Source organism: Granulicatella sp. HMSC31F03, from assembly GCF_001807725.1.
Classification (GTDB): Bacteria; Bacillota; Bacilli; order Lactobacillales; family Aerococcaceae; genus Granulicatella; species Granulicatella adiacens.
In genome coordinates this window covers 447-22,164 of sequence record NZ_KV790867.1, presented here as the reverse complement: position 1 = coordinate 22,164, position 21,718 = coordinate 447, and the positions used below count along the sequence as shown (strand labels likewise).

Annotated in this window: 21 protein-coding genes; 18 read left to right on the top strand and 3 right to left on the bottom strand. The window is 34.1% G+C overall.

Annotation, left to right across the window (positions count from 1 at the left end; genetic code table 11):
* Positions 1–1,466 (bottom strand): hypothetical protein (locus HMPREF3106_RS07150; RefSeq protein ID WP_210384830.1); only part of this gene is annotated, 1,466 nt, incomplete at its 3' end.
* A 179-nt stretch (positions 1,467–1,645) separates the two neighbouring features.
* Between HMPREF3106_RS07150 and HMPREF3106_RS07145 the strand changes: the two genes are divergently transcribed.
* The 16 genes from HMPREF3106_RS07145 (at position 1,646) to HMPREF3106_RS07070 (ending at position 16,421) form a co-directional block, all read left to right on the top strand.
* Positions 1,646–2,128 (top strand): VanZ family protein, encoded by a 483-nt coding sequence (locus HMPREF3106_RS07145; protein ID WP_070445478.1) that lies wholly within the window; start codon positions 1,646–1,648, stop codon positions 2,126–2,128.
* Positions 2,129–2,234: 106 nt separating this feature from the next.
* Positions 2,235–3,305: a competence type IV pilus ATPase ComGA gene (gene comGA / locus HMPREF3106_RS07140; protein WP_070445475.1), complete on the top strand. Its 1,071-nt coding sequence runs from the start codon at positions 2,235–2,237 to the stop codon at positions 3,303–3,305.
* Positions 3,253–4,323 carry a competence type IV pilus assembly protein ComGB gene (gene comGB / locus HMPREF3106_RS07135; RefSeq protein WP_070438882.1) on the top strand — a complete coding sequence of 357 codons (1,071 nt, stop codon included), beginning with the start codon at positions 3,253–3,255 and terminating at the stop codon, positions 4,321–4,323. The genes comGA and comGB overlap by 53 nt, the downstream gene beginning before the upstream one ends.
* A gap of 1 nt (position 4,324) precedes the next feature.
* Positions 4,325–4,630: a competence type IV pilus major pilin ComGC gene (gene comGC, locus HMPREF3106_RS07130; RefSeq protein WP_246827563.1), complete on the top strand. Its 306-nt coding sequence runs from the start codon at positions 4,325–4,327 to the stop codon at positions 4,628–4,630.
* Between the two features lie 2 nt (positions 4,631–4,632).
* The gene (gene comGD / locus HMPREF3106_RS07125; RefSeq protein ID WP_049554718.1) at positions 4,633–5,061 is read left to right on the top strand and encodes a competence type IV pilus minor pilin ComGD; all 429 of its coding nucleotides are present in this window, start codon (positions 4,633–4,635) and stop codon (positions 5,059–5,061) included.
* On the top strand, positions 5,039–5,404 hold the full coding sequence (locus HMPREF3106_RS07120; RefSeq protein WP_070445468.1) for a hypothetical protein: 366 nt from the start codon (positions 5,039–5,041) through the stop codon (positions 5,402–5,404). Before comGD ends, HMPREF3106_RS07120 begins: the two co-directional genes overlap by 23 nt.
* Entirely contained in the window at positions 5,364–5,876 is a 513-nt protein-coding gene (locus HMPREF3106_RS07115; protein WP_070445465.1) for a hypothetical protein, read from the top strand. Before HMPREF3106_RS07120 ends, HMPREF3106_RS07115 begins: the two co-directional genes overlap by 41 nt.
* Positions 5,863–6,213 (top strand): hypothetical protein, encoded by a 351-nt coding sequence (locus tag HMPREF3106_RS07110; RefSeq protein ID WP_070445462.1) that lies wholly within the window; start codon positions 5,863–5,865, stop codon positions 6,211–6,213. The genes HMPREF3106_RS07115 and HMPREF3106_RS07110 overlap by 14 nt, the downstream gene beginning before the upstream one ends.
* An 89-nt stretch (positions 6,214–6,302) precedes the next feature.
* Positions 6,303–7,145: a helix-turn-helix domain-containing protein gene (locus HMPREF3106_RS07105; RefSeq protein ID WP_005605087.1), complete on the top strand. Its 843-nt coding sequence runs from the start codon at positions 6,303–6,305 to the stop codon at positions 7,143–7,145.
* 10 nt (positions 7,146–7,155) lie between these two features.
* On the top strand, positions 7,156–7,749 hold the full coding sequence (pgsA, locus tag HMPREF3106_RS07100; RefSeq protein ID WP_070445457.1) for a CDP-diacylglycerol--glycerol-3-phosphate 3-phosphatidyltransferase: 594 nt from the start codon (positions 7,156–7,158) through the stop codon (positions 7,747–7,749).
* 72 nt (positions 7,750–7,821) lie between these two features.
* A complete protein-coding gene (locus HMPREF3106_RS07095) occupies positions 7,822–9,075 on the top strand; it encodes a competence/damage-inducible protein A (protein ID WP_070445454.1) in 1,254 nt (417 codons plus the stop codon).
* Positions 9,076–9,160: 85 nt separating this feature from the next.
* On the top strand, positions 9,161–10,207 hold the full coding sequence (recA, locus tag HMPREF3106_RS07090; RefSeq protein WP_048712013.1) for a recombinase RecA: 1,047 nt from the start codon (positions 9,161–9,163) through the stop codon (positions 10,205–10,207).
* A 153-nt stretch (positions 10,208–10,360) separates the two neighbouring features.
* Positions 10,361–12,031 carry a putative polysaccharide biosynthesis protein gene (locus HMPREF3106_RS07085; RefSeq protein WP_246827561.1) on the top strand — a complete coding sequence of 557 codons (1,671 nt, stop codon included), beginning with the start codon at positions 10,361–10,363 and terminating at the stop codon, positions 12,029–12,031.
* Complete coding sequence (locus tag HMPREF3106_RS07080) at positions 12,031–12,747, top strand: pseudouridine synthase (protein ID WP_070445448.1); 717 nt, start codon at positions 12,031–12,033, stop codon at positions 12,745–12,747. Before HMPREF3106_RS07085 ends, HMPREF3106_RS07080 begins: the two co-directional genes overlap by 1 nt.
* Positions 12,748–12,871: 124 nt before the next feature.
* A complete protein-coding gene (gene pepV / locus HMPREF3106_RS07075) occupies positions 12,872–14,281 on the top strand; it encodes a dipeptidase PepV (protein ID WP_070445445.1) in 1,410 nt (469 codons plus the stop codon).
* 583 nt (positions 14,282–14,864) lie between these two features.
* A complete protein-coding gene (locus HMPREF3106_RS07070; RefSeq protein ID WP_070445442.1) occupies positions 14,865–16,421 on the top strand; it encodes an ATP-binding cassette domain-containing protein in 1,557 nt (518 codons plus the stop codon).
* A 101-nt stretch (positions 16,422–16,522) separates the two neighbouring features.
* Here the strand turns inward: HMPREF3106_RS07070 and HMPREF3106_RS09325 are convergent, their stop codons facing one another.
* Entirely contained in the window at positions 16,523–16,945 is a 423-nt protein-coding gene (locus tag HMPREF3106_RS09325; protein WP_168160702.1) for a transposase, read from the bottom strand.
* A gap of 323 nt (positions 16,946–17,268) precedes the next feature.
* On the opposite strand from HMPREF3106_RS09325, the gene lanKC reads away from it, so the two are divergent.
* Both lanKC and HMPREF3106_RS07055 read left to right on the top strand, forming a co-directional pair.
* Positions 17,269–19,839 (top strand): class III lanthionine synthetase LanKC, encoded by a 2,571-nt coding sequence (lanKC, locus tag HMPREF3106_RS07060; RefSeq protein ID WP_070445436.1) that lies wholly within the window; start codon positions 17,269–17,271, stop codon positions 19,837–19,839.
* Positions 19,824–21,431 carry an ATP-binding cassette domain-containing protein gene (locus HMPREF3106_RS07055; protein ID WP_070445433.1) on the top strand — a complete coding sequence of 536 codons (1,608 nt, stop codon included), beginning with the start codon at positions 19,824–19,826 and terminating at the stop codon, positions 21,429–21,431. Before lanKC ends, HMPREF3106_RS07055 begins: the two co-directional genes overlap by 16 nt.
* Before the next feature lie 99 nt (positions 21,432–21,530).
* On the opposite strand, the gene HMPREF3106_RS09675 is transcribed toward HMPREF3106_RS07055, so the two are convergent.
* The coding region (locus tag HMPREF3106_RS09675; RefSeq protein ID WP_246827559.1) for a transposase at positions 21,531–21,718 on the bottom strand (188 nt) is incomplete at its 5' end.

Below are 21,718 nucleotides of genomic sequence, written 5' to 3'. Positions count from 1 at the left end.
AAAATTCCATCAACCCTAAAAATTATAGAACCAAAAAATACCCAGCAGCATTTATAGGATTCGTCGTTCATTTTTAGCTTACTGTACAATTGATATTTCGGTCTCCACCAACGAAGTTTACCTCCAGAAAAATGTTCTAAAAACTCTGAAAAAGGATGGTCATAAGGTTCTTTTGGTAAACCACTACAAAAGATAGAAAAATACCCAGATAGTTTTCCAAAAGCAACTCCAATTTCTCCTTTAGTCCAATTGGAGTGTCTTAAAACTCCCTCGACATGAGAATGAGGAGTTTTGTTTAAATATTGTTCAATGCGCAAATTCCATTGATGAGATAAATCGAGGGAATCAAATTTTTTATCAAACCATTCTTCTTCAATTTCTAGTTCGATGAAATATTTTAGCATTTCTTGGAGGGGTTGATAACTTTCGATACTATTATTGATTTTGTTTGTTTTAAAGTAATGGAAAGTCAGTTCTTCATGAATCTTTTCAAGAAAGGCAGGATCCCCGTTTTTTTCTGGGGAAATTTTGTTGACGATTACTTTTGTAAGACTATCTGTTAATAAAGGGAGAAGTGTACAAAAGCCAATGATGGAGTATTTCATAAAATTTTGTTCTGTTTCACTTTTATCGTTTGTTGTTACAGAGTGATTATAATCTAATATAAAAACTTCTCCTAGTAATTTTAGACATTGGTTTAGGGCACTTACAAAATCTGTAAATATACCTAAATTAAGATAAATGGTCTCTTCATTTTGGTAGATGGTTGGGAAAGGATTTGGGCCAAAATTAATAAGGATGCTTTGTTTCGAAATAACGGATTGTGCAATACGGATAATATCGTATAACACAGACATCGTTTCCTCTTTACTCAAATGTAAATGTTGAATTGGAATGTATTCGCTTGGAAAGGTTTCTATATAATCTCTATATAAACGTAAAAAAGAAGCTTTACTTTCTTTAATATGCTGATAATAGAATTCAGTAAGTTCTACTCCATATATGGATTTGAGAACATCTATATATTTCACTTCATTCATATTTAATTGTTTTTGATATTTTAAATGGAAAAATTCTCTTAGAAGATTGAGGTGAGGGAATAAATTAATGATGCTTTCTCCACGAAGGCCTTTAATCCACATTGCGGTTAATGTGTACAAAGCCTCAGAATAAGGCTTATGAAAACAGTGGGTAGAAAACTGATGACGAAGATAATAATCATTCAATTTTTGAAATTGCTTTTGTTGCTGGATAGAAAGAGTATGAGAAAAATCTTCAAAATGATGGATTAAAAAAGTAGCTTCACTAGAACTAATTAAATACTCAATAATTTCTTCAAATGCCTTATTATAAGGATTAGGATCTGGAGAAAATAAATTATAGAAAAAATATTGTTTTTGTTGTTGCTCCTCAAGCAATTCAATTTGTTTCACTAACAAACTTAAATCCTGCGTATAACGTTCCATTGTATGACCCTCCCTAAAACGGTTTTTATTTTATTGTAACGCTTTCATTTTTGGGCGTCAATATGAATATTTATCTATTTTTTAGTTAATATTTGTCGAATTTAAGATTTTTAAAATAAACTTGACTTCAAGGAGAGTGTCTTTCATAATGGAGAAAGTTTAAGAGAAGGAGAGGTTTTATGTCTAAAAAAACTAAAGGAACAATTGCGATTACTTTAGCAATTGCAGCGATGGTTCTAATATTTGTTAGTTCTAGTATGTCCTACAAAGATCAATCCTTAGTAGCGACGATTCAAAAAGGATTACCCTCTCAACCATTTTCAGAATTGCTTTCAAAGATTAAGTTTGAATATGCGGGACAAACGATTAGTATTCCTTCATTAGGTTATGCTCAATTCGTTGAATTTTTTATTCGTAAAATAACCCATTTTTTAGCTTACTTTTTCATTGGCTACCAATGGACAAGAGGATTAAGTGTTCATGTTCGAAAGAAAGGATTCCCTCAATTTCTAGCTTTCTTTATAACCGTTTTATACGCAATTACTGATGAATTCCATCAAGGAATCACACCTGGAAGAACTCCTTTGATTCAAGATGTTTTTATTGATGCATTAGGTGCGATGTTTGGAGTCGGTTTAGGAACTTTGAAAAAAATTAAATAGAGAGAAAAACGTTGAAGATTTTCTTCAACGTTTTTTTATTTTGAGAGGCTTTTTCATTTCATTTTTCATAGCTCATTATGACTAGTCAAAGAGTGGAGGAAGAGATATGGAAATGAATGAATTAGCCGAGGAAATCTTTAAACAAGCCATTTCCCACCAGTTGGATGATATTCATTTATTGCCCATTGGAGAGGAGTATGTATTTTATCTAAGAGATGTTAATGGTTTAAAAGAACTAAGGAAAGTTTCAACGAAAATCGCTGAACAGTTTATTTCATATTTGAAATACCAAGCTGGGATGGATGTTGGGGAGAGAAGACGACCTCAAAGTGGGTCACTGACTTTTGAATTCTCAGTTCATCAAATCATTGAGTTACGATTATCTATTATTACCAATTTTAAGCAAAAGGAATCAATGGTTATTCGACTATTACATCGTTCCAAAAAAGAGAATACTTCTATCCAAGCGACAACCTACTTTCCAAAGGATTGGAGATTATTAGAACAGTTTCTTAGATATAAAAGTGGATTAATTCTTTTTTCTGGTCCTGTTAGTTCTGGAAAAACAAGTACCATGTATTCCCTACTTAGAGGAAGAATGAATGAAAAGACGTTACAGGTCATTACAATGGAAGATCCAGTTGAATATCATGAACCTATGTTTCTTCAAACGGAAATTAATGAAAAAGCGGGGATTACTTACGAACTTTTAATTAAAAGCTGTTTAAGACATCATCCTGATATTCTTCTCATTGGGGAAATCAGAGATGAAATGACCGCAAAAATGGCTATTCGTGCTGCTTTAACAGGGCATCTAATTTTAGCGACGGTGCATGCTAAAGATTGTAATGGTGTCATCTCTAGACTAATAGAACTTGGAGTTAGTAAGACGATGTTAGAACAAACGATTATCGCAATTTGTTCACAGCGTTTACTTCCAAGATACTGCGCTCTGTGTCAGCAAGAATGCCAAATCTATTGCAATCACTTAGCGAACGGAGAAAAAAGAGGAACGGTTTTTGAAATTGAAACGAATCGTAACATTTCGAACTTTTTAAACAAGAATCAGTTCGAAAGAGACGAAGAAAGGATTCATCCTTTTAATAAGGTGTTAAGAAAGGCTTATGCATTGGGATATATTACTGAAAAAACTTACGAAACCTATCAAATTATCTAAGAAATGGAAAGCGGACATACAAGCTAGATTCATGCTTCAATTGTCTCATCTATTACAAGAAGGATTTAGTTTAGATGAGTCCTTAAAATTTTTAGAGTATTTATTTGATGCACAGAAAAGTCAGATAGAACAGATGAGAAAATTGTTGAGTGAAGGACATCGGTTTGATCAATGTTTAAGAGAGGTTGGCTTTTCAGAAACTCATACTTCTCAAATTTATTTATCGATGCAATTTGGAAGCTTCGAGACAGCTTGTGATTCTATTGGAGATTTTTTAATCCGTAAGCTAAAGCAAAAGAAAAAAATGCATCAAACAATGATTTATCCAGCCTTTCTTTTTATCTTTGTGATTGGGATGATTCTTTGTATCCGAGTATTATTACTCGATCAGTTAGGAAGTATGATTCAAGAGGAACAATTAAAGCAGAGTGGATTTCTATATTGGATATGGCTAGGGTTCCAAAATTTACCGCAAATTTCACTCGTTATTCTTGGGGTTGGAATGATTCTCTCTTTTCTTATTTATTCTTTTTGGAAACAAAAGGATTCATATCATCAATTTCTAAGTCTGATTCATTTCCCGATTGTTGGACAGAGTGTTCAACAATATGTCACTTTTTTGTATGCAAGAGAATTTTCTTATTTTTTAGGGAATGGGCAATCTCTTCTAACTATGGTTACGGAAATGAAGAAGGACGGAACGAGTAACCTTTCAAAAATTCTTGCTGAAAAAATTGAACAAGAACTAGTCCGAGGAGAATCTTTCTCGGGTGCGCTTGAGAAAATAGGACTATTTCGAAAAGAATTTATTTGGCTTGTATTAGAAGGAGAGAAGACTAGACAGTTGGATGTTCAACTAAAGGTATACGCAGATCAAATGCTTGAAGAATTTTCCAAAGGAATCGAAAAGAAAATCAAATGGATACAACCGATACTCCTGATGGGAATTGGGTTTCTCATCGTTTCCATGTATCTCATCTTATTACTACCGACATTAACAATGATTGGAGGAAATTAAAATGAAAATGAAAACAAAGAAAAAAGGTTTCACATTAATCGAATTGCTCGTGTGTCTTTTTATTATTGGCTTGATGATGCTACTGATTATTCCGAATATTTCGCAACAAAGAAAGACTGCACAAGAGAAAGCTGACGAAGCAATTGTGAATGTAGTCAAGACTCAACAACAATCGTATATGCTGCAAAATAATACAAAAGAAGTTCCGACGGTAGAAGAATTGCTTAACAAAAAGTATATTGATCAAAAACAAATGGAAGCTTATAAAAAGGTAGATCCTAAGCTTATCACGCCTGATGCTCAATAATTATGAAGAAAAGAGCATTTACACTCGTTGAATGCTTAATTGCGCTTGGCATTGCTTGCTTTTTACTTATACTGACACCACCTTTGATTAGTCGTTCCTATGTAAATTGGAAGGAAGAAGTATTTCTTAGAGAGTTTGAGCAAGTGATGGATACAGCACAGATTACAGCTATTTCAACGGGCAAAGGTTCATTTGTGACAGTTTCGGGTGGCCTAGTGGAATTAAATTGTCATGGAGCTAGAGAATTGGATAAGAAGATTCGTTTTCCAGATACAATGAAGAGTTATTCAATTCAAACGTATAGTTTCAAACCTTATAGTGGGAATGTAAGTCAATTTTCATCCGTGACTTTTGATGGGCAGAATCGCAGATACACTTATGTTTTTCAATTGGGGGAGGCTAAGTATCATGTTGAAATTACCGATAAGTAGAGGATATGTATTGCTTGAAGCGTTAATAGGGCTTATGGTTTTATCGGTTATTGTCTCCTTAATCAGTTTTACGGTTGGGCAACTGTACCACCGGCAGCAACTAAAAGGATGCTTTTTGGATGCAGCATCTACACAGCTAATGGATTTACAAGCTAGCGCTACTTATCCTATAGCTATAGATAAATTACCAAATGAAGAGTTTCAAAAGATGAAAAAAGTTACACTAGAAAAGCTAACTTCAACAGGCTCGCCAACAATAGTAACAGTATCTTGTGGAGAATATAAGGAGGTGTTCCACATCAATGCAATTACCGAGAAAAAGGTCCGGATTTCTTCTCATTGAACACCTCTTGGCTCTTGTCATTATCTCTATTAGTTTAGTGGTATTTATGGGACTTTGCACAGCGTTTTTAAAAATCAAAGATCGACTCAATGTTCCTGATGATATTAAATGGCATGTAGCAGTACAACAGATGAATTATAATTATGCTGGATATAGACTGAAGTCATTTAACGGCTACAATCCTTATATTGCATATTTTGAAAACATGACATCTGAGAAAACAGAGGTGATTACATTAGTTTCTAGTTGGAGGGACGGAGGGAAGATTTATAAAGGATCAGGAGGAAGTGGAGGACACCAACCATTTCTCTACGGCATTCGCTCCTTATCCATTCAAAGAAATGGTAGCAGATTATTGATGTCACCAACTCTGAATCAAGGGAATACTTTTCGATTAAATTTTGCACCAAAGAATCGTGTTATTTACATCAAAGTGAAAGAGGTAAAGGAAAAGAAAAATGATAAACCCTAAAAGAAAAGGAACATTACTTTTTCAGTTTTTAGCACTCCTTGCTATTGCTAGTTTCCTCATCATTGCTCTATTAAAAATTCATGCCCATAACACTCTTGAATATCGCCTTCTAGAAGATGGGTATCGAATGGATTTATTGCTCGAGATGGCGAGTCAAACAGTGCGTCAAAGGCTTTCTTTTAAAGGGGATGAAATGACTTTTCCGGATAATATTCAATTTTCTAATGGCATAGTGAGGGTAGAATGGAACGAGAAAGCACATCAATTTATATTAAAGGCATACCTTCCAAATGGCCACACGAAAGAAGATACACTAATTATTCAGTTTGTAAAATAAACTAAACGCTAGATAGCAACTTCTTTTGTTTTTTTCATTTTCAAGATATGGTATACTTTTCAATGAGAAAATGAAAAGATGGTGAAATGATGACACAAACAATCGGAGAAATTTTAAAAAGTGCAAGGCAATTAAAAGGATATACTCTTGATGACTTGCAACAAATTACAAAAATTCAAAAACGTTATTTAATTGCAATTGAAGATAATGATTTTGACTTGATGCCAGGTGCTTTTTATACACGTGCATTCATTAAACAGATTGCGGACACAGTTGGTTTAGACGGTGCAGCTTTATTAGAAGAACATGCATCAGAAATTCCACAAGCAACTGTTAAAACAACGACTTCTACAGCTACTTCGGCTTCAGTAACAAGTAATCGTACACGTTTAAATAAGAATAAGAGTAAATGGTCTTCAATATCTGATACTTTAAAGAATTATTTCCCTACAATTTTATTGGGAATGTTCATAGTAGCGATTATTTTTGCAATTGGACAAGCGGTTTTAAACACTCGTAGTCAAAGAAATAATCAGGTTACCACACAAGTAACGACTCAGCAAAGTGCTGTACAAGAAACAACGGTTGCTACTACAACAACAAAAGCTCCCGAAGTTACTAGTGTAAATTACTCATACGCGAATGGGAATGCTTTATACTATACTGCTCAAGTAAGTAAATTCCCTCTAGAGGTTAAGGTGTTGAACCAAGCAAGAACCGATCTTTGGGCTCAAATCTCTGCAGACGGAACAGTTGTCGCGGATGGAGTACCAAGTACTGGTCAAACAGTTTCTGGTTCTATTCCAGAAGGAACAACAACCATTCGCATGGATTTTGGTTATACACCTTTAGGAACGATTACCGTTGGAGGCGTTGAACTAAAAATTCCAGAGGGTTCAACTGCAAATAGAATTTATATTACAGTACAATAGGAGAAACTCAGTGAATTTACCAAATAAATTAACCGTAATGAGAATTTTCATGATACCGGTATTTATCGTTCTCATGAGTTTGCCAAGTGAAGTGTTCGGTGCGATGAATCTTTTAGGTTCACAAATAAACATTGTACACTTCTTGGCAATGATTATTTTCGCGGTAGCTAGCTTTACAGATTATCTTGATGGCTATTTAGCACGCAAATACAAATTAGTAACAAACTTTGGGAAGTTTGCAGATCCTTTAGCAGATAAAATGTTAGTGATGACAGCGTTCATCATGCTTGTTTCATTTAGTTTAGCTCCTGCATGGGTGGTTAGTATCATTGTCTGTCGTGAATTAGCAGTAACTGGTCTACGACTATTACTAGTAAATGATGGAGAAGTTATGGCTGCGGCCTGGCCAGGAAAAGTGAAGACTGCTACTCAAATGTTGGCGATTATTTTTTTGTTGACGGATGATTTGTTCTTTAAGCCAATTGGAGTTCCAATTGGACAAATCTTATTATATAGTTGCTTAGTATTTACAATCTATTCAGGTTTGGATTATTTTGTAAAGAATCGACATGTATTTGCGGATTCATTTACTAAAACAGAATAACAAATGAAGCCTGAAACATTATTGTTTTGGGCTTTATATTTTTACGAAAAAGAGTGTAAGGAAGGCGAAAAAATGAATGCGGAAATTATAGCAGTCGGAACTGAACTACTTATGGGTCAAATTGTAAATACCAATAGCGCATATTTAGCACAAGAATTGGCGAAAAATTCGATTCCAACTTACTATCAACAAGTGGTTGGTGATAATGAAGAAAGAATGGTTGAAGCAATTGAATTAGCTGCTTCAAGAAGTGAGTTGATTATTCTCTCTGGCGGACTTGGGCCAACAACAGATGATATTACCAAGCAAGTATTGGCGCGCTTTTTAGAAGTGCCACTAGTTGAAGATGAAAAAGCTCTTCAAAAAGTCATTGAGTTTCATGTCCGTTCTCATCGCGACATGAGTGAAAATAATCGAAGACAGGCATTAACCTTCGAAGGCGGAACCGTTTTTGAAAATCATAACGGACTTGCAGTAGGGTGTGGTTTTGAAAAAGATGGACGTCAATTCATTGTTCTACCTGGACCACCAAATGAATTAAAAATGATGATGCAAAAAGAAGTGTTGCCTTTCTTACGTAAGAAAGTGAGCAAAGTGGATTTGTTTGAATCGCGTTACTTACGCTTCTTTGGAATTGGAGAATCTCGCTTAGTAACCATTTTAGAAGATTTAATCGAAGAACAAACAAATCCGACGATTGCACCATATGCTGGTAAATTTGAAGTGATGCTTCGTTTAACGGCTAATGGGGAAACAGAAGAAGAGTGCAGAGATCTTCTTGATGAAATGGAACTACTTATCCAATCGAAAGTAGGAGAATTCTTCTATGGATATGGAGATCACAATACATTGCAAGAAGTGACTGTCGGTTTACTAAAAGAATCTGGACTCACGATTGCCTGTGCCGAAAGTTTGACAGGAGGATTGTTTGCAGCAAGTGTCGTTGCCTTTGAAGGAAGCTCATCCTACTTCCAAGGAGGAACAGTCGCTTATCAAAGAGAAGCGAAAGAAACGCAACTAGGAATCGATAGTACATTGCTGGATCAATACGGTATGGTCAGCTCAGAATGTGCCAAGGCCATGGCGGAACAAGCAAGACTCCATTATCAAAGCGATTTAGGCATTTCATTTACGGGAGTAGCAGGGCCAAGTGAAATGGAAGGAAAAGAAGTCGGAACGATTTTCGTCGCATTAGCTTCCAGGACAGACGTAGAAGTTCTTGAATTACACCTTGCACGTAATCGTAACGATAATCGTGAATTCGCGGTACAACATGGATGGAATTTACTCAGAAAATATTTATTAAAACAAGTCCGAACAAAATGAGAACAAATGTTCGCATATTGCTTGCGTATAGAATAGAACATAGTGTACAATATGTTTGACTTAAAATTCGTGGAGGAATTAAAACATGGCAGAAAATGAAAATCGTCAAAGAGCATTGGAAGATGCGTTAAAGAAAATTGAAAAGAGCTACGGTAAAGGTGCCGTAATGAAATTAGGAGAAAAAGTAGATACACAAATCCAAACAGTATCTTCAGGGTCTCTTGCATTAGATATCGCATTAGGCGTAGGTGGGTTCCCACGTGGACGTATCATCGAAGTATACGGACCAGAATCATCAGGTAAAACAACTGTTGCACTTCATGCGGTTGCAGAAGTTCAAAAACGTGGTGGAGTAGCAGCGTTTATCGATGCTGAGCATGCTCTAGATCCAGAATACGCAAAAGCTTTAGGCGTAAACATTGATGAATTACTATTATCTCAACCAGATACAGGGGAACAAGGATTAGGAATTGCAGATGCGTTAGTATCATCAGGAGCAGTTGACATTGTCATCGTCGACTCAGTTGCTGCGTTAGTTCCACGTGCCGAAATCGATGGCGACATGGGACAATCACACGTAGGGCTTCAAGCTCGTTTAATGTCTCAAGCATTACGTAAGTTATCAGGTTCTATTAACAAAACAAAAACAATCGCAATCTTTATCAACCAAATTCGAGAAAAAGTGGGCGTTATGTTCGGAAATCCTGAAACAACGCCTGGTGGACGTGCATTGAAATTCTACGCGACTGTTCGTTTAGAAGTGCGTCGTGCAGATCAAATCAAACAAGGTACTGAAATTTTAGGGAACCAAACTAAAATTAAAGTTGTTAAAAATAAAGTGGCTCCACCATTTAAAACAGCTGTTGTGGATATCATGTACGGAGAAGGAATTTCTCAACTTGGGGAATTACTCGACATGGCAGCAGACCTTGACTTCGTGAAGAAGAGTGGTGCATGGTACGCATATAACGACGAGAAGATTGGTCAAGGTCGTGAGAATGCAAAAGCATACTTGGCAGACCATCCAGAAGTCGTTGCCGACTTGAACCAAAAAGTTCGTGCTCACTATGGCATTGGAGTAGCAGCTCCTGTTGAAGTGGAAGAAGAAGGACAAACAAGTTTATTAGACTAATCAAATCAATAGAAAGAATCGGGCTAAATGGCTCGGTTCTTTTTTATGCAAAGTTTAGTAACTGCTTAAGGTTTCATAAGAATGCTAGCAATTTACTTTAAAATAATGTACTCTTATGGTTGGTATAATTTAAGAAAGAGGATTTATCAATATATGTTTAAAAGAAAGCCTTATGTAGGCCTAAGTGATAAAATTCGAAATCAGAAAAATTCGCAACAAATTCTCTTGGAAAGTTCATCTTGGTTAACGATTGGGAATATCGTCTCAAGATTACTTGGAGCGCTCTATATCATTCCTTGGGGAATGTGGATGGGTGCCGACCGAGATAATGCGAACTACTTATATTTTATCGCCTATAATATTTATGCATTAGTATTACAAATATCAACAGCTGGAATTCCGGTTGCAATTTCTAAAATCGTAGCGGACAACCATGCAAGAAGAGACTATAAGACGAGTTGGAGATTGTTTAAAGGAACAATGCTCTTTATGACGTTCTTAGGGTTTGTCTTTGCGGCAGGAATGTATTTTGCAGCGCCACTTTTTGCAAAAGGAGCTACTCCTGAAGAGATTGCTGATAGTATTTTGGTTATCCGTTCGCTAACGCCTGCGGTACTCATTATTCCACCGCTTAGCTTAATGCGTGGATACTATCAAGGATATAATGAGATGGCTGCTTCTGCGAAATCTCAATTATGGGAGCAAGTAGTCCGTATCTTGTATATGTTAGGATTAACGTATTTTGTGATGCGTGTCATCCACGGCGGATTCGTAATCGCTGTAGCACATTCTACATTTGCGGCCTTTGTCGGAGCGGTTATTGCGTTCTTATACTTAGCTTATAAGATGTTACGCGACCATAAAGGCATGATGGAATTAATGGAAGAGGGTCGTCCTGAACGTCCATTAAGTTTCTGGAAGATTATTCTGGAAGTAATGCGGGAGGCGTTACCTTTCGTATTAGTCACATCAAGTATCCAAATCATTAGTTTGATTGACCAAGAAACCTTCCAACGTTTTGTGCCAATCTTTACGACTTACTCTTTTGAAGAAGGTAAAGAACTAATCACCTTGTTTGGATTTAATGCGAATAAAATTATTATGATTGTTATTTCCCTAGCGATGAGTATTTCAACAGCGGCTCTGCCACTGCTTGCGGCTCACTATTCTGTAAATGACCGTGAAGAAGTTAAACGCGTCATAGCGAACAATCTTGGATTATTTGCGTATATTATGATTCCAGCTTCTGTAGGGATGGCGATTGTATCGGAACCAATTTATAATGTGTTCTATTCACCAGATCCAACTGGAACGTATTTATTAGTTGTCTCATGCGTCATGTGTGTGTTCTTAGGATTATTTGTAACGTTCACATACATCTTACAATCGATGGAACAACATATCATCGCCATTAAAGCTTTAGGATTTACAGTGATTATTAAATTGCTATGGCAACCAATGATGATGTACTTCCTTGGCGGAGCAGGTCCGTTAATTGCAAGTTCGATTGCGTTCTTTGTGGCTACACTGTATATGTGTCGTCACGTTCTTCGATTGACTCGATTCGATCTGAATTATGTATTGAAGAAATTTGGGCAAGTACTTCTTGCGTCTTTTGGAATGGCCGTGACTTCTACGATTACATTATTTGCAATTAAACAAGTAATGCCAATTGGTGGTAAAGTACGTGCTTTAATTGCAGTTGCTGCAGTTGGTCTTGTCGGAGTAGCGACATACGGACTGATTACGCTGAAGAATCGATTAGCAGATGAAATGCTTGGCGCTCGAATTGGTGGCATTCGTCGTAAATTGAGGATGAAATAATGAGAATAGATAAATGTTTAGCAGATTGTGGCCTTGGAACTCGTTCCGAGGTCAAATCTTTATTAAAGGCCAAAAGAATTACCATTAATGGCAAAGTCGTAACGAATGGAAAAGTTCAAGTGGATCCCGAAACCGATAAGATTTTATTTGATGGTGAAAAGATTCAGTATGAAGAATTCGTCTATATTATGATGAATAAACCTAAAGGAGTCGTGAGTGCCACAGAAGATAATCTTCATAAGACTGTTCTGGATTTAATCGATCCCCTCTATTTTAAAAAAGGGGTCTTCCCGGTAGGTCGTTTGGATATCGATACTCATGGTTTGTTGCTTCTAACCAATGATGGAGAGTTGGCGCACCGTCTTCTTTCGCCGAAGAAACACGTCACAAAAATCTACCAAGCAAGAGTTGATGGCGTGATGACTCTTGAAGATGCCGCTACTTTTGAGAGGGGCATTGTGTTATCGGATGGAACAGAGTGTATGCCAGCACAGCTTGATATTCTTAGGACATCTCAGGACGAGTCGGTTGTTCAGATTCATATAAAAGAAGGAAAATTCCATCAAGTAAAACGTATGGTCAAAGCCTGTGGGAAAACCATTGTAAACTTGCAGCGACTCACAATGGGGACACTCAAGCTAGATGCGCGTCTCGCGTTAGGAGAGAGCAGACCATTAACCGAAGAAGAACTACAATCATTAATGAACAATGAATAACGAAAGCTTAGGAGAAATCCTAAGCTTTTATTTGTTTTAGAAAGTGTTTAACCGCTTTTCATCGCTTTGTAAAAATGGTAAGATAAGACTATTGAATCTACTTGATAGAGATTGGAGCGATTGGATGACAATTGATTGGAAAAAAGAAGTAGAACTTCGTAAAGAAGATTTATTAAAAGATTTATTTACATTATTACGTATTGACAGTGTACGTGATGATTCAAAAGCGACAGAGGAAGCGCCAGTAGGTCCTGGTCCTAAAGAAGCACTAGAAGCTTTCTTGGAAATCGGTGAACGTGATGGTTTCACAACAAAACAAGTTGGTAACTTAGCGGGGCATATCGAATTTGCACCAAATCCAGACTTTAAAGAAACTCTTGGAGTTTTAGGTCACGTGGATGTTGTTCCAGTTGGGACAGGCTGGGATACAGATCCGTTTGAACCACAAATTATAAATGATCGTATTTATGCACGTGGATCAAGTGATGATAAAGGACCAAGTATGGCAGCTTACTACGCGCTAAAAATCATTAAGGAATTAGGATTACCAGTTTCTAGACGTGTTCGTTTCATTATCGGAACAGACGAAGAATCCGGTTGGAAATGTATGGACCGCTACTTCCAAACAGAAGAAATGCCAGACTTTGGTTTCTCGCCAGATGCAACATTTCCAATTATTAACGGGGAAAAAGGAATTCTGTCATTACACTATGATATTCCAGGTGAAGCATCAGAGGGGGATTACCAATTATTAAGCTTCGATGCAGGCTTACGTGAAAACATGGTTCCTCAAGATGCGCATGCGGAAATTATTGTTCCAAATGAAAACGAAGTGGTGGACCGCTTCTTTGCATATGTTTCTGCAAATCCTGTTGAAGGAACTGCTCAAGTTTTAGACGGGAAAGTCATCTTAGATGTGGTTGGTAAATCAGCACACGGATCTACTCCAGATAAAGGAATCAACGCTGGTACACACTTAGCGAAATTCTTAAACCAATTCAACTTCAAAGGCAATGCGAAGAAATATTTAGCATTTGCTGCTGAAGTATTACATGAAGATACAGAAGGTAAAAACTTAAAAGTGGCTTATAACCATGAAGTGATGGGACCATTAACAGCTAATGCCGGAATCTTCACGTATACTCCAGAATTAGGTGGGGTAGCTGTAGTAAACTTCCGTTATCCATTAGGGGTCACTGCTGAAGGTCTTGAAATTAAGACAGAAGTAGTTGCTTCAGGATATGGCTTCACAGTTGCTCACGGTAAAGCACAAGTTCCTCACTATGTATCCCCAGAAGATGAGTTAGTGTCAACATTATTAGAGGTATATCACCGTCAAACAGGATTACCTGCACATGAACAATCAATCGGTGGTGGTACATACGGACGTATCTTCGAACGTGGCGTAGCGTATGGAGCGCTATTCCCAGACTCAATCGATACAATGCACCAAGCAAATGAATTCTTCGCTTTAGAGGATTTATTCAGATCTACAGCGATTTATGCAGAAGCGATTTACGAATTAATTAAATAAGCGTAATTGATTAGGAGGACGGATTTCCGTTCTCCTTGTTTGGTCTAATTAAAACCCCCAGATTGTGAAGTGCACCCCATAAGTTAGACACAAACTCTAACTTATGGAGTGCACTTCATAGCCGATGGATATTTATTTAAAAAATGAATTGTGTAATTCAGTTAAATGTGATATAAGTTTAATGTTGGTGGTGATATAGGTTCGAATCCTATGCAAACGAATAAACTAATCAAATTTATACAAGATGTAGCGCTTGGAGTTTTTTGCAATCTTCTTTCTAATTATTTGGAGGTGTTGCCTATGATTAACTTCGTGTTGTTTATAGTGTTTGTTAGTATAATGGTAATTACATCACCTTTTACATACTTACACAGCTTAAATTATTTTAAGCTGTTATTTTTTAGAGTTTTTTAATGTATTATTAATATGAATATTTTTACAAAGAAAATAAAATCGGATAAGATTAGTATGAAATTAAAGAAGGATGAACACTATTTCTGAATACATATTTTCTTCAGATAAATGTCCCAAAAATATAACCCACTTGACTTTGAGTTTTAGAGTTCTTTGGAGGAGGATAGAAATGATTAAATATTTAAGAAAAGAGTTGTTGGGAATTATATTAAATATAGCTGGACTATTTACTGTGTCAGGGCTACAAGTATATGCTGCATTACGTATGACGAAGGTTGCTGAATATATTATCCAACAAAATGTAAAAGTATTTATGTATGAAGTATTCCTTGTTTTGGGATTATGGATCGTTAGTCTAATCATTTCATATTATCAGACAGTCTATCAAGAAATCGTTATTCAAAACATAGCTAATTATATGCGTAGTGATATGTCATATGCTTCATGGAATATAAAAGCTAATTATATTGATAATCAAGAACAAAAGGAAATTGAGTCCTTTCTTCAAAACGATGTAAATATGATTGAAAATAAAGTGTTGAGAAGTATTTTCGGTATGATACGATTTATGTTGCGTGCCATTTTATCTTTAATTGCTTTATTTTACATCCATTACTTGTTATTCGTAGTTAGTCTGATTTTGTCGATTATATTATATTTTATTCCTTTGCTGACAAAGAAAATGGTGTCCAATGCTGGAAATCAAGTTTCTGAGGCGAATAAAAGTTACTTGAATAAAATTAATAACATGATGAAAGGGATTGATGTTCTAAAAGAATTTGGGGGATTAAATTTTTATCAGGATACATTTAGTCAAGAGTTATTGAAAATTAAGAATAGTCGAGTGCTACTTGCTAAAGAAACGAGCAAAGTCACATTTATTATTTTTCTACTAAATGTAATTAGTCAATTAGCTGTCATTTTTGTAACAGGTTTGTTGATACTAAATAAGTTGATTTTAGTGGGTGCAATCCTGTCTACAACTGATTTAGCAATGAAATTATTTGATTCAATTTCTGCGATTAATCAATATATGACTATTATTCATTCCTCAGTTCAACTGTTAGATAAAATTGATAAATTGGAAGCAAGTAATGATAAAACTGTGGAAAAACCTGTTTTATTATCGTGGAATAGTGTATCTATTTCAGAGTTAGAATTCGGGTATACAACAGATCGTGTGTTATTTAGAAACGTTAACTTACGGTTAGATAAAGGGAAATGGTACGTACTGAACGCGGCTTCTGGTACAGGGAAGTCCACACTATTTAAGCTGTTATTACAACAACTAGATCCCCAAAAAGGTGTCATTTTGATTGATGGTATTAATATGACAGAATACAACACAGACAAATTGTTTAGTTATTTAAGGCAACAAGGATATATGTTTGACACAAGCATCAGGGATAATATTTTACTAGGAAAAGATGAATCCGATAATTTTAAGGAGATTATTAAACAGTTAGATATTGACTTAACTAAGTCTATAACGGATTTATCAGGTGGAGAAAAGCAAAAAGTTGCAATTGCTAGGTTACTGGTAAATCCCAATCCGATTATTTTATTAGATGAAAGTTTTTCAAGTATCGATATTGCCAGCTCAAAAATGATTTTAGGCAATTTATCTAAATTAGAAAATACAACGGTTATTATGATAACTCATCGTATGCAAGAACTAGAAGATATAGAGTATGAGACAATAGATATACTTAACTCAAATAAGTAATAATAATCTTTTGAAAAATACCAATTTTGATAATGTATTTAAAGGACGATAAAAAATGGCTCTTTGTCAAATAGTGTTGATGAAGAATTTTAGTGAAGGAATTAAGCGGCGTCAGATTGCTTAATTCCTTTTATAGTTGTTCGAGCAAATAGTTTAGACATTAGTAGAATTCTATTTCTAAAATGAGTGAAACTAGTGTAGCCATAAGCGTTTCTTTTAAGTACTTTAATCTTGTTGTTAATCCCTTCAATAGGTCCATTTGAAAGAGTTGGATACTCACAAGTATTTTGTAAATACGGTAAAAACTTCATAAATATTTGTAGAACACGATTTAATCCATCAGACAGGTGTCTCGTTTGTACACTCATCAATTCTTCTTTGAAATCATTGAAATTTCGCTCCTTAAAAGCTTCTCTTAATTGATGTACTGTTTCATATCCTGGTTTAAGTGAAGGTACTTCTTGTACAGCATAAATGATTCCCCTAGACAGCGTAAACGATTCCGTAAAAATATATATTGACAAAATTATCGGAGTTGTTTAAAATTTAATTGAAAGTTAATCATTTTTTAATGTTTTTTGTGAAAAACGTAACTTGCATTATTGAATTTAAAATTTCTAAATCGAAAGGTGATTTTTATGAAAAAAATTTTAAAATTACAAAAAATGAAAATGGCTTCAAAAAAAGTAAATATCCCTTTATCAAGCGGATTTAGCGTTTCCTGTGTACAATCTTGTACCATTAAATAGCTTTGTAATTAAAAAATATTCTAATTAACTTTCAAGTATCTCCTACTATTTTTTCGTTTTTCCAGTGGGAGATATATTCGTAGAATGGAGGGATTATTTTGGAAATTTCACCTATTTTATTAGATATTGATAAAATATTTTATTGTCCAATTCAGGATTATGGGCCTTCAGATGAGTTAAAAGTGATTTGTGAGACAGCATTATCTAAAATTAACAAGGATTATAAGATTGTTCAAGATAGAATATATTATTTCTGTGATATAAACATGGGCGAATTGCCTCCTTCAGGATGGAAAATACATATATCAGCATGTTATTGGAATTGTGAACATATATTGAAATTAGTTGTAGAATATTGTGCGACAAATAGATTGAATTTCAAATTTTATGCAGATAAAAAAATAGTCTTTCGTATGAATGAAAAAAGTGCGGATAGGGGAAGTTCGGGTAAGTTTATAACTATTTATATTGATGAGGAAAATTTACTTCTGAAACATTTAAAAGGATTAGGAAATATTTTAAGTGGAATAGAGGGTCCTTATATTTTAACAGATAAAAAGTATAGTGGAATTGTATACTATAGATATGGAATATTCAAAATGATACATGACTTGTGTATAATAAATCCTGAGAATGGGGATATTTTTATTGATGATCATCAGCCTTTTTTTAATCTACCTTATTGGATATCTGACCCAATAAATGAAGTTGAGGAAGAAGAAAATGATGAGTTGTTGAATAATAGATATGATATAACAGAAGTCTTGAGATATACTAATGCTGGTGGAACTTATGTAGCAATAGATACCAAAAAAACAGAAAATAGAATTATTAAGGAAGCAAGACCGTATACATGTCAATTTGGAGATAAAAAAGATAGTGTATATTTAAAGCAAAATGAAGAAAAAATATTAAATAAATTACTCGGAATGAGTGGTGTACCACAAGTTTTAGATAGTTTTTTTGATTGGGAGCATTATTTTATTGTAGAAACAATTATGCCTGGTGACACATTAAGAAATTATGCGGCTACTAATAATCCTTTTATAGTTCCCAACTCTGACGAGAAAGAATACATCAATTATTATCGAAAACTAGAGGAAATTCTAAAAAAATGTCTATTAAAGTTGAGAGATATACATAGATATAATATTGTTGTCGGAGATATTTCTAATACCAATATACTTTTTGATGGTGAAGAAATATATTTTGTTGACTTTGATGGTTCTATTGATTTAGATTCAACTGAAGATCAGTATGTGTTTGATACTATTTCATTTTCAGCTAAAAATAATATGGATGTGGATTTAAAAACTAAAGATTACATTTCATTAGGTTTTGTATTTTACTCTATGTTAGTAGGAGGTAGTACGTTTCTAGAATTAGATAAAGAGTCATATGAGAGAATATTGGAACGAATGGGCAATAAATATTTCTTGTCTGACTCTCTATATAAGCTGATTGTAGGCTTAATAAAAGGACAATGTAATGATGACAATATTTTGTTATTCATTGATAATGCTAAGAAAGAGGTAATCACTAAATTTAGTGAATTGAATGTATCCTATAAAAAAATGAAAATTGATTTGATTACTTCGACTATTAAATTACTGAACTCAGATACAAGTAGAGTGGTATCTCCATTGCTATTAGAAAATAATTTTAGTTTTAAGTATGGAGTATCAGGAATTGCTTATTCTCTTATAAAATCGAAAGGTCTATATTATAGACAAAGAGTAGAACTGCATCAGTATTTACTAAATGGTATACAATCTAGTGAGTTTGAGGATATGTCCTTTTCTTCGGGATTGGCAGGAGCGATTTTCACATTATTACAATTTGATGATAAAATAAAAAATATTAACAATATTGAAAATTTAGCAGATAAAATATCGAGTTATGTAAGTTATAAAGTTAATGACCCAAATGAATCTTTGAATTTTGGAGAGGGATTATCAGGCTTAGCTTGGGTTCTGTTAAAGGTGTATAAAATTAAACCTAAAGATGAATATTTGATTTCTATTAAGAAAGTTTTTAAACGTATACAGAATGAACTTCCATTATTATATAATTCAGAAAAAATAGGATTTGAATTTGGAAATTCGGGTATTGCATTATTTCTTTTATCTTTATATAAGGAAGTTGGAGAACAAGAAATTATTATGCTTGGAGAAGCCTTATTAATATCTGATATTACTTCGGGGGAGATAGGTGATAATGAAACATATATGCATCCTATGTTAAGAGACGAAAAAGATATCTTATTCCCCTATTTTTCATATGGAACAGCTGGAATTACTTATGTAGCATTAGAATATTTTGAGTTAGGCATAAAAGAAAAGTTACAAGATTATCTAGCAAATTTGATTAATGGTATAAAAGTTAACTTTACAGTTCATCTGGGATTTGAAAAAGGAGAATCTGGTATTCTGTATGTCCTTTGCAAAGCTGCTCGGTTAGGATTTATTGATGTAGAGTATGTAAATGAGTGTTTAAAAAATATTTATATTCAACTTTATAGAGAACATGAGGATTATAATTTATTATGCCCTGGATATGCAATGCTTCGGTGTTCTATTGATTTTGGAACTGGAAGTGCTGGATTATTGTTAGCATTGAATGAATTTTCTACATTAGAGTGGAGGGAATCAGAATGTTTCGATACTTAAGATTCATACTAGTAGGTAATAAGCGAATATTTATATGTGCTGTGTTATTTTTAGCTTTACTATCTCTTGATGGAATTGGTGCGCCGTATTTTTTAGGGAAATTTACAGATTATATGAACAAAAGTGATTTTGATAGCAGTATACATACAGTATTTTTATGGCTGATTTTTTTACTGTTAATTGTTTTATCACAATTTCTATTTAGTTTCTTTAAAGGAAAGTTTATTCAAAATGTAAATTATCAGTTAAAAAATATACATGCAGTAAATTCTGTTAGAAAAGAGAATTTACAGCAATCACCAAGTTCTTACATAACTAGTATTACTAGTGAAGTCCAGCAAATTGAACAAAAATTTATCAATAATGTATTTACTATGATTTTGTGTACACTTCAAGGTGTTGTTACATTTATATTTTTGATGAATATCAATATGTTAGTGGGTTTACTTTTTGTTAGTTTGGGAGCTATACCTGCTCTAATTCCTAAGTTAACTAAAAAATGGTTAAAGAAAGGAACTATACGTTGGCAAGAAGCTAATGATCAATATATAGGATTTTTAACAGATTTTTTAGAGGCACGCCCGTTGATGAAAAGACTTGGTGTGGTAAATAATGTACTAAAAAAGTTGAATGAGAAGTTAGGAGTATCTGAAAAAAATTATTTTAAGATGGATTTTAATCAGAATATCGCTAATACCGTTATTAGTTTACTATATGTGTGCTCATTATTGATAGCATTAATGCTGGGAATAAGTTCTGTTCAAAATGGATATATGACAGTAGGGAGTTTGCTTACTATTTATATGGCAGCTGATAGGGTTGTATCTCCATTAATAACTGTTGCTTCTACATATAATGTGATTCAATCAATTGATCCAGTATTGAATAAAGTGCTAACTCTTAATAGTAAAGCCGAAGAATATGAGCAACTGCTAGAGTTACCAAGAAATACAGAAGTTATCTTAGAATTTAAACAAGCTACAGTAGGATATCAAGATATTGAATTGATTAAAAATATTGATTTTTCACTAGGAAGTTATGATAAGATATTATTCAAAGCACCTTCAGGTTCAGGAAAGAGTACTTTTTTAAAAACTATTTTAGGGGAAACGAAGATATTATCTGGTACAATCAATTATGGGCAAGAAAAAGGAATTGAACTTTTTTCTGTTGTTTCTCAAAACCCATTTATCTTTGACGAAACATTGCTGTTTAATCTGACGTTTGATAGTCCAATAGATGAAAGTAGAGTCATTGAAATTTTAAGAAGAGTAGGAATGAAACATTTAGCAACAAAAGAGATGTTACATACTAAAATGGATAAACAATTACATTCTCTGTCTGGTGGAGAATTAAAACGGTTAGAGTTAGCAAGAGCATTATTATTTGAAAAACCATGCTTACTTGTTGACGAAGCTTTATCAGGGCTGGATTATGAGAGTTCAAAAATTTTGAATGATTTGATAAAAACTTATTCTGGAGCAGTTATTGATATAGAACATCACATTTCAGAGGAAATGATGGTTGGATATGATAAAATCATTACTATCAAGGACAATCATCTAGTTATAAATAAGATGTTAGTAGAGTAATTAATAGTTGAATAGTGTAATTAGATAATTTTTGTGATTGGAAGAACTGATTTTATGGCTCTTTGTCAAATAGTGTTGATGAAGAATTTTAGGAAGGGATTAAGCAACTAATTGTTGCTTAATTCCTTTTTGTTTTGGGCCAAACATTTTTGTTATTAAAAGAATTCTGTTCCTAAAATGGTAATAGTTTCTAAAGCCGTAGGCATTTCTTTTGAGTACTTTTATTTTATTGTTTAATCCTTCGATAGGGCCATTTGTTCTAGTTGGATGCTCACAAGTATTTTGAA

What these genes read in the sequence shown, in the direction of transcription:
- HMPREF3106_RS07145 (WP_070445478.1), top strand. Translation starts at nt 1,646, where the DNA reads ATGTCTAAAAAAACTAAAGGAACAATTGCGATTACTTTAGCAATTGCA.
- comGA (WP_070445475.1), top strand. Translation starts at nt 2,235, where the DNA reads ATGGAAATGAATGAATTAGCCGAGGAAATCTTTAAACAAGCCATTTCC.
- comGB (WP_070438882.1), top strand. Translation starts at nt 3,253, where the DNA reads ATGCATTGGGATATATTACTGAAAAAACTTACGAAACCTATCAAATTA.
- comGC (WP_246827563.1), top strand. Translation starts at nt 4,325, where the DNA reads ATGAAAATGAAAACAAAGAAAAAAGGTTTCACATTAATCGAATTGCTC.
- comGD (WP_049554718.1), top strand. Translation starts at nt 4,633, where the DNA reads ATGAAGAAAAGAGCATTTACACTCGTTGAATGCTTAATTGCGCTTGGC.
- HMPREF3106_RS07120 (WP_070445468.1), top strand. Translation starts at nt 5,039, where the DNA reads ATGTTGAAATTACCGATAAGTAGAGGATATGTATTGCTTGAAGCGTTA.
- HMPREF3106_RS07115 (WP_070445465.1), top strand. Translation starts at nt 5,364, where the DNA reads ATGCAATTACCGAGAAAAAGGTCCGGATTTCTTCTCATTGAACACCTC.
- HMPREF3106_RS07110 (WP_070445462.1), top strand. Translation starts at nt 5,863, where the DNA reads ATGATAAACCCTAAAAGAAAAGGAACATTACTTTTTCAGTTTTTAGCA.
- HMPREF3106_RS07105 (WP_005605087.1), top strand. Translation starts at nt 6,303, where the DNA reads ATGACACAAACAATCGGAGAAATTTTAAAAAGTGCAAGGCAATTAAAA.
- HMPREF3106_RS07095 (WP_070445454.1), top strand. Translation starts at nt 7,822, where the DNA reads ATGAATGCGGAAATTATAGCAGTCGGAACTGAACTACTTATGGGTCAA.
- recA (WP_048712013.1), top strand. Translation starts at nt 9,161, where the DNA reads ATGGCAGAAAATGAAAATCGTCAAAGAGCATTGGAAGATGCGTTAAAG.
- HMPREF3106_RS07085 (WP_246827561.1), top strand. Translation starts at nt 10,361, where the DNA reads ATGTTTAAAAGAAAGCCTTATGTAGGCCTAAGTGATAAAATTCGAAAT.
- HMPREF3106_RS07080 (WP_070445448.1), top strand. Translation starts at nt 12,031, where the DNA reads ATGAGAATAGATAAATGTTTAGCAGATTGTGGCCTTGGAACTCGTTCC.
- pepV (WP_070445445.1), top strand. Translation starts at nt 12,872, where the DNA reads ATGACAATTGATTGGAAAAAAGAAGTAGAACTTCGTAAAGAAGATTTA.
- HMPREF3106_RS07070 (WP_070445442.1), top strand. Translation starts at nt 14,865, where the DNA reads ATGATTAAATATTTAAGAAAAGAGTTGTTGGGAATTATATTAAATATA.
- HMPREF3106_RS07055 (WP_070445433.1), top strand. Translation starts at nt 19,824, where the DNA reads ATGTTTCGATACTTAAGATTCATACTAGTAGGTAATAAGCGAATATTT.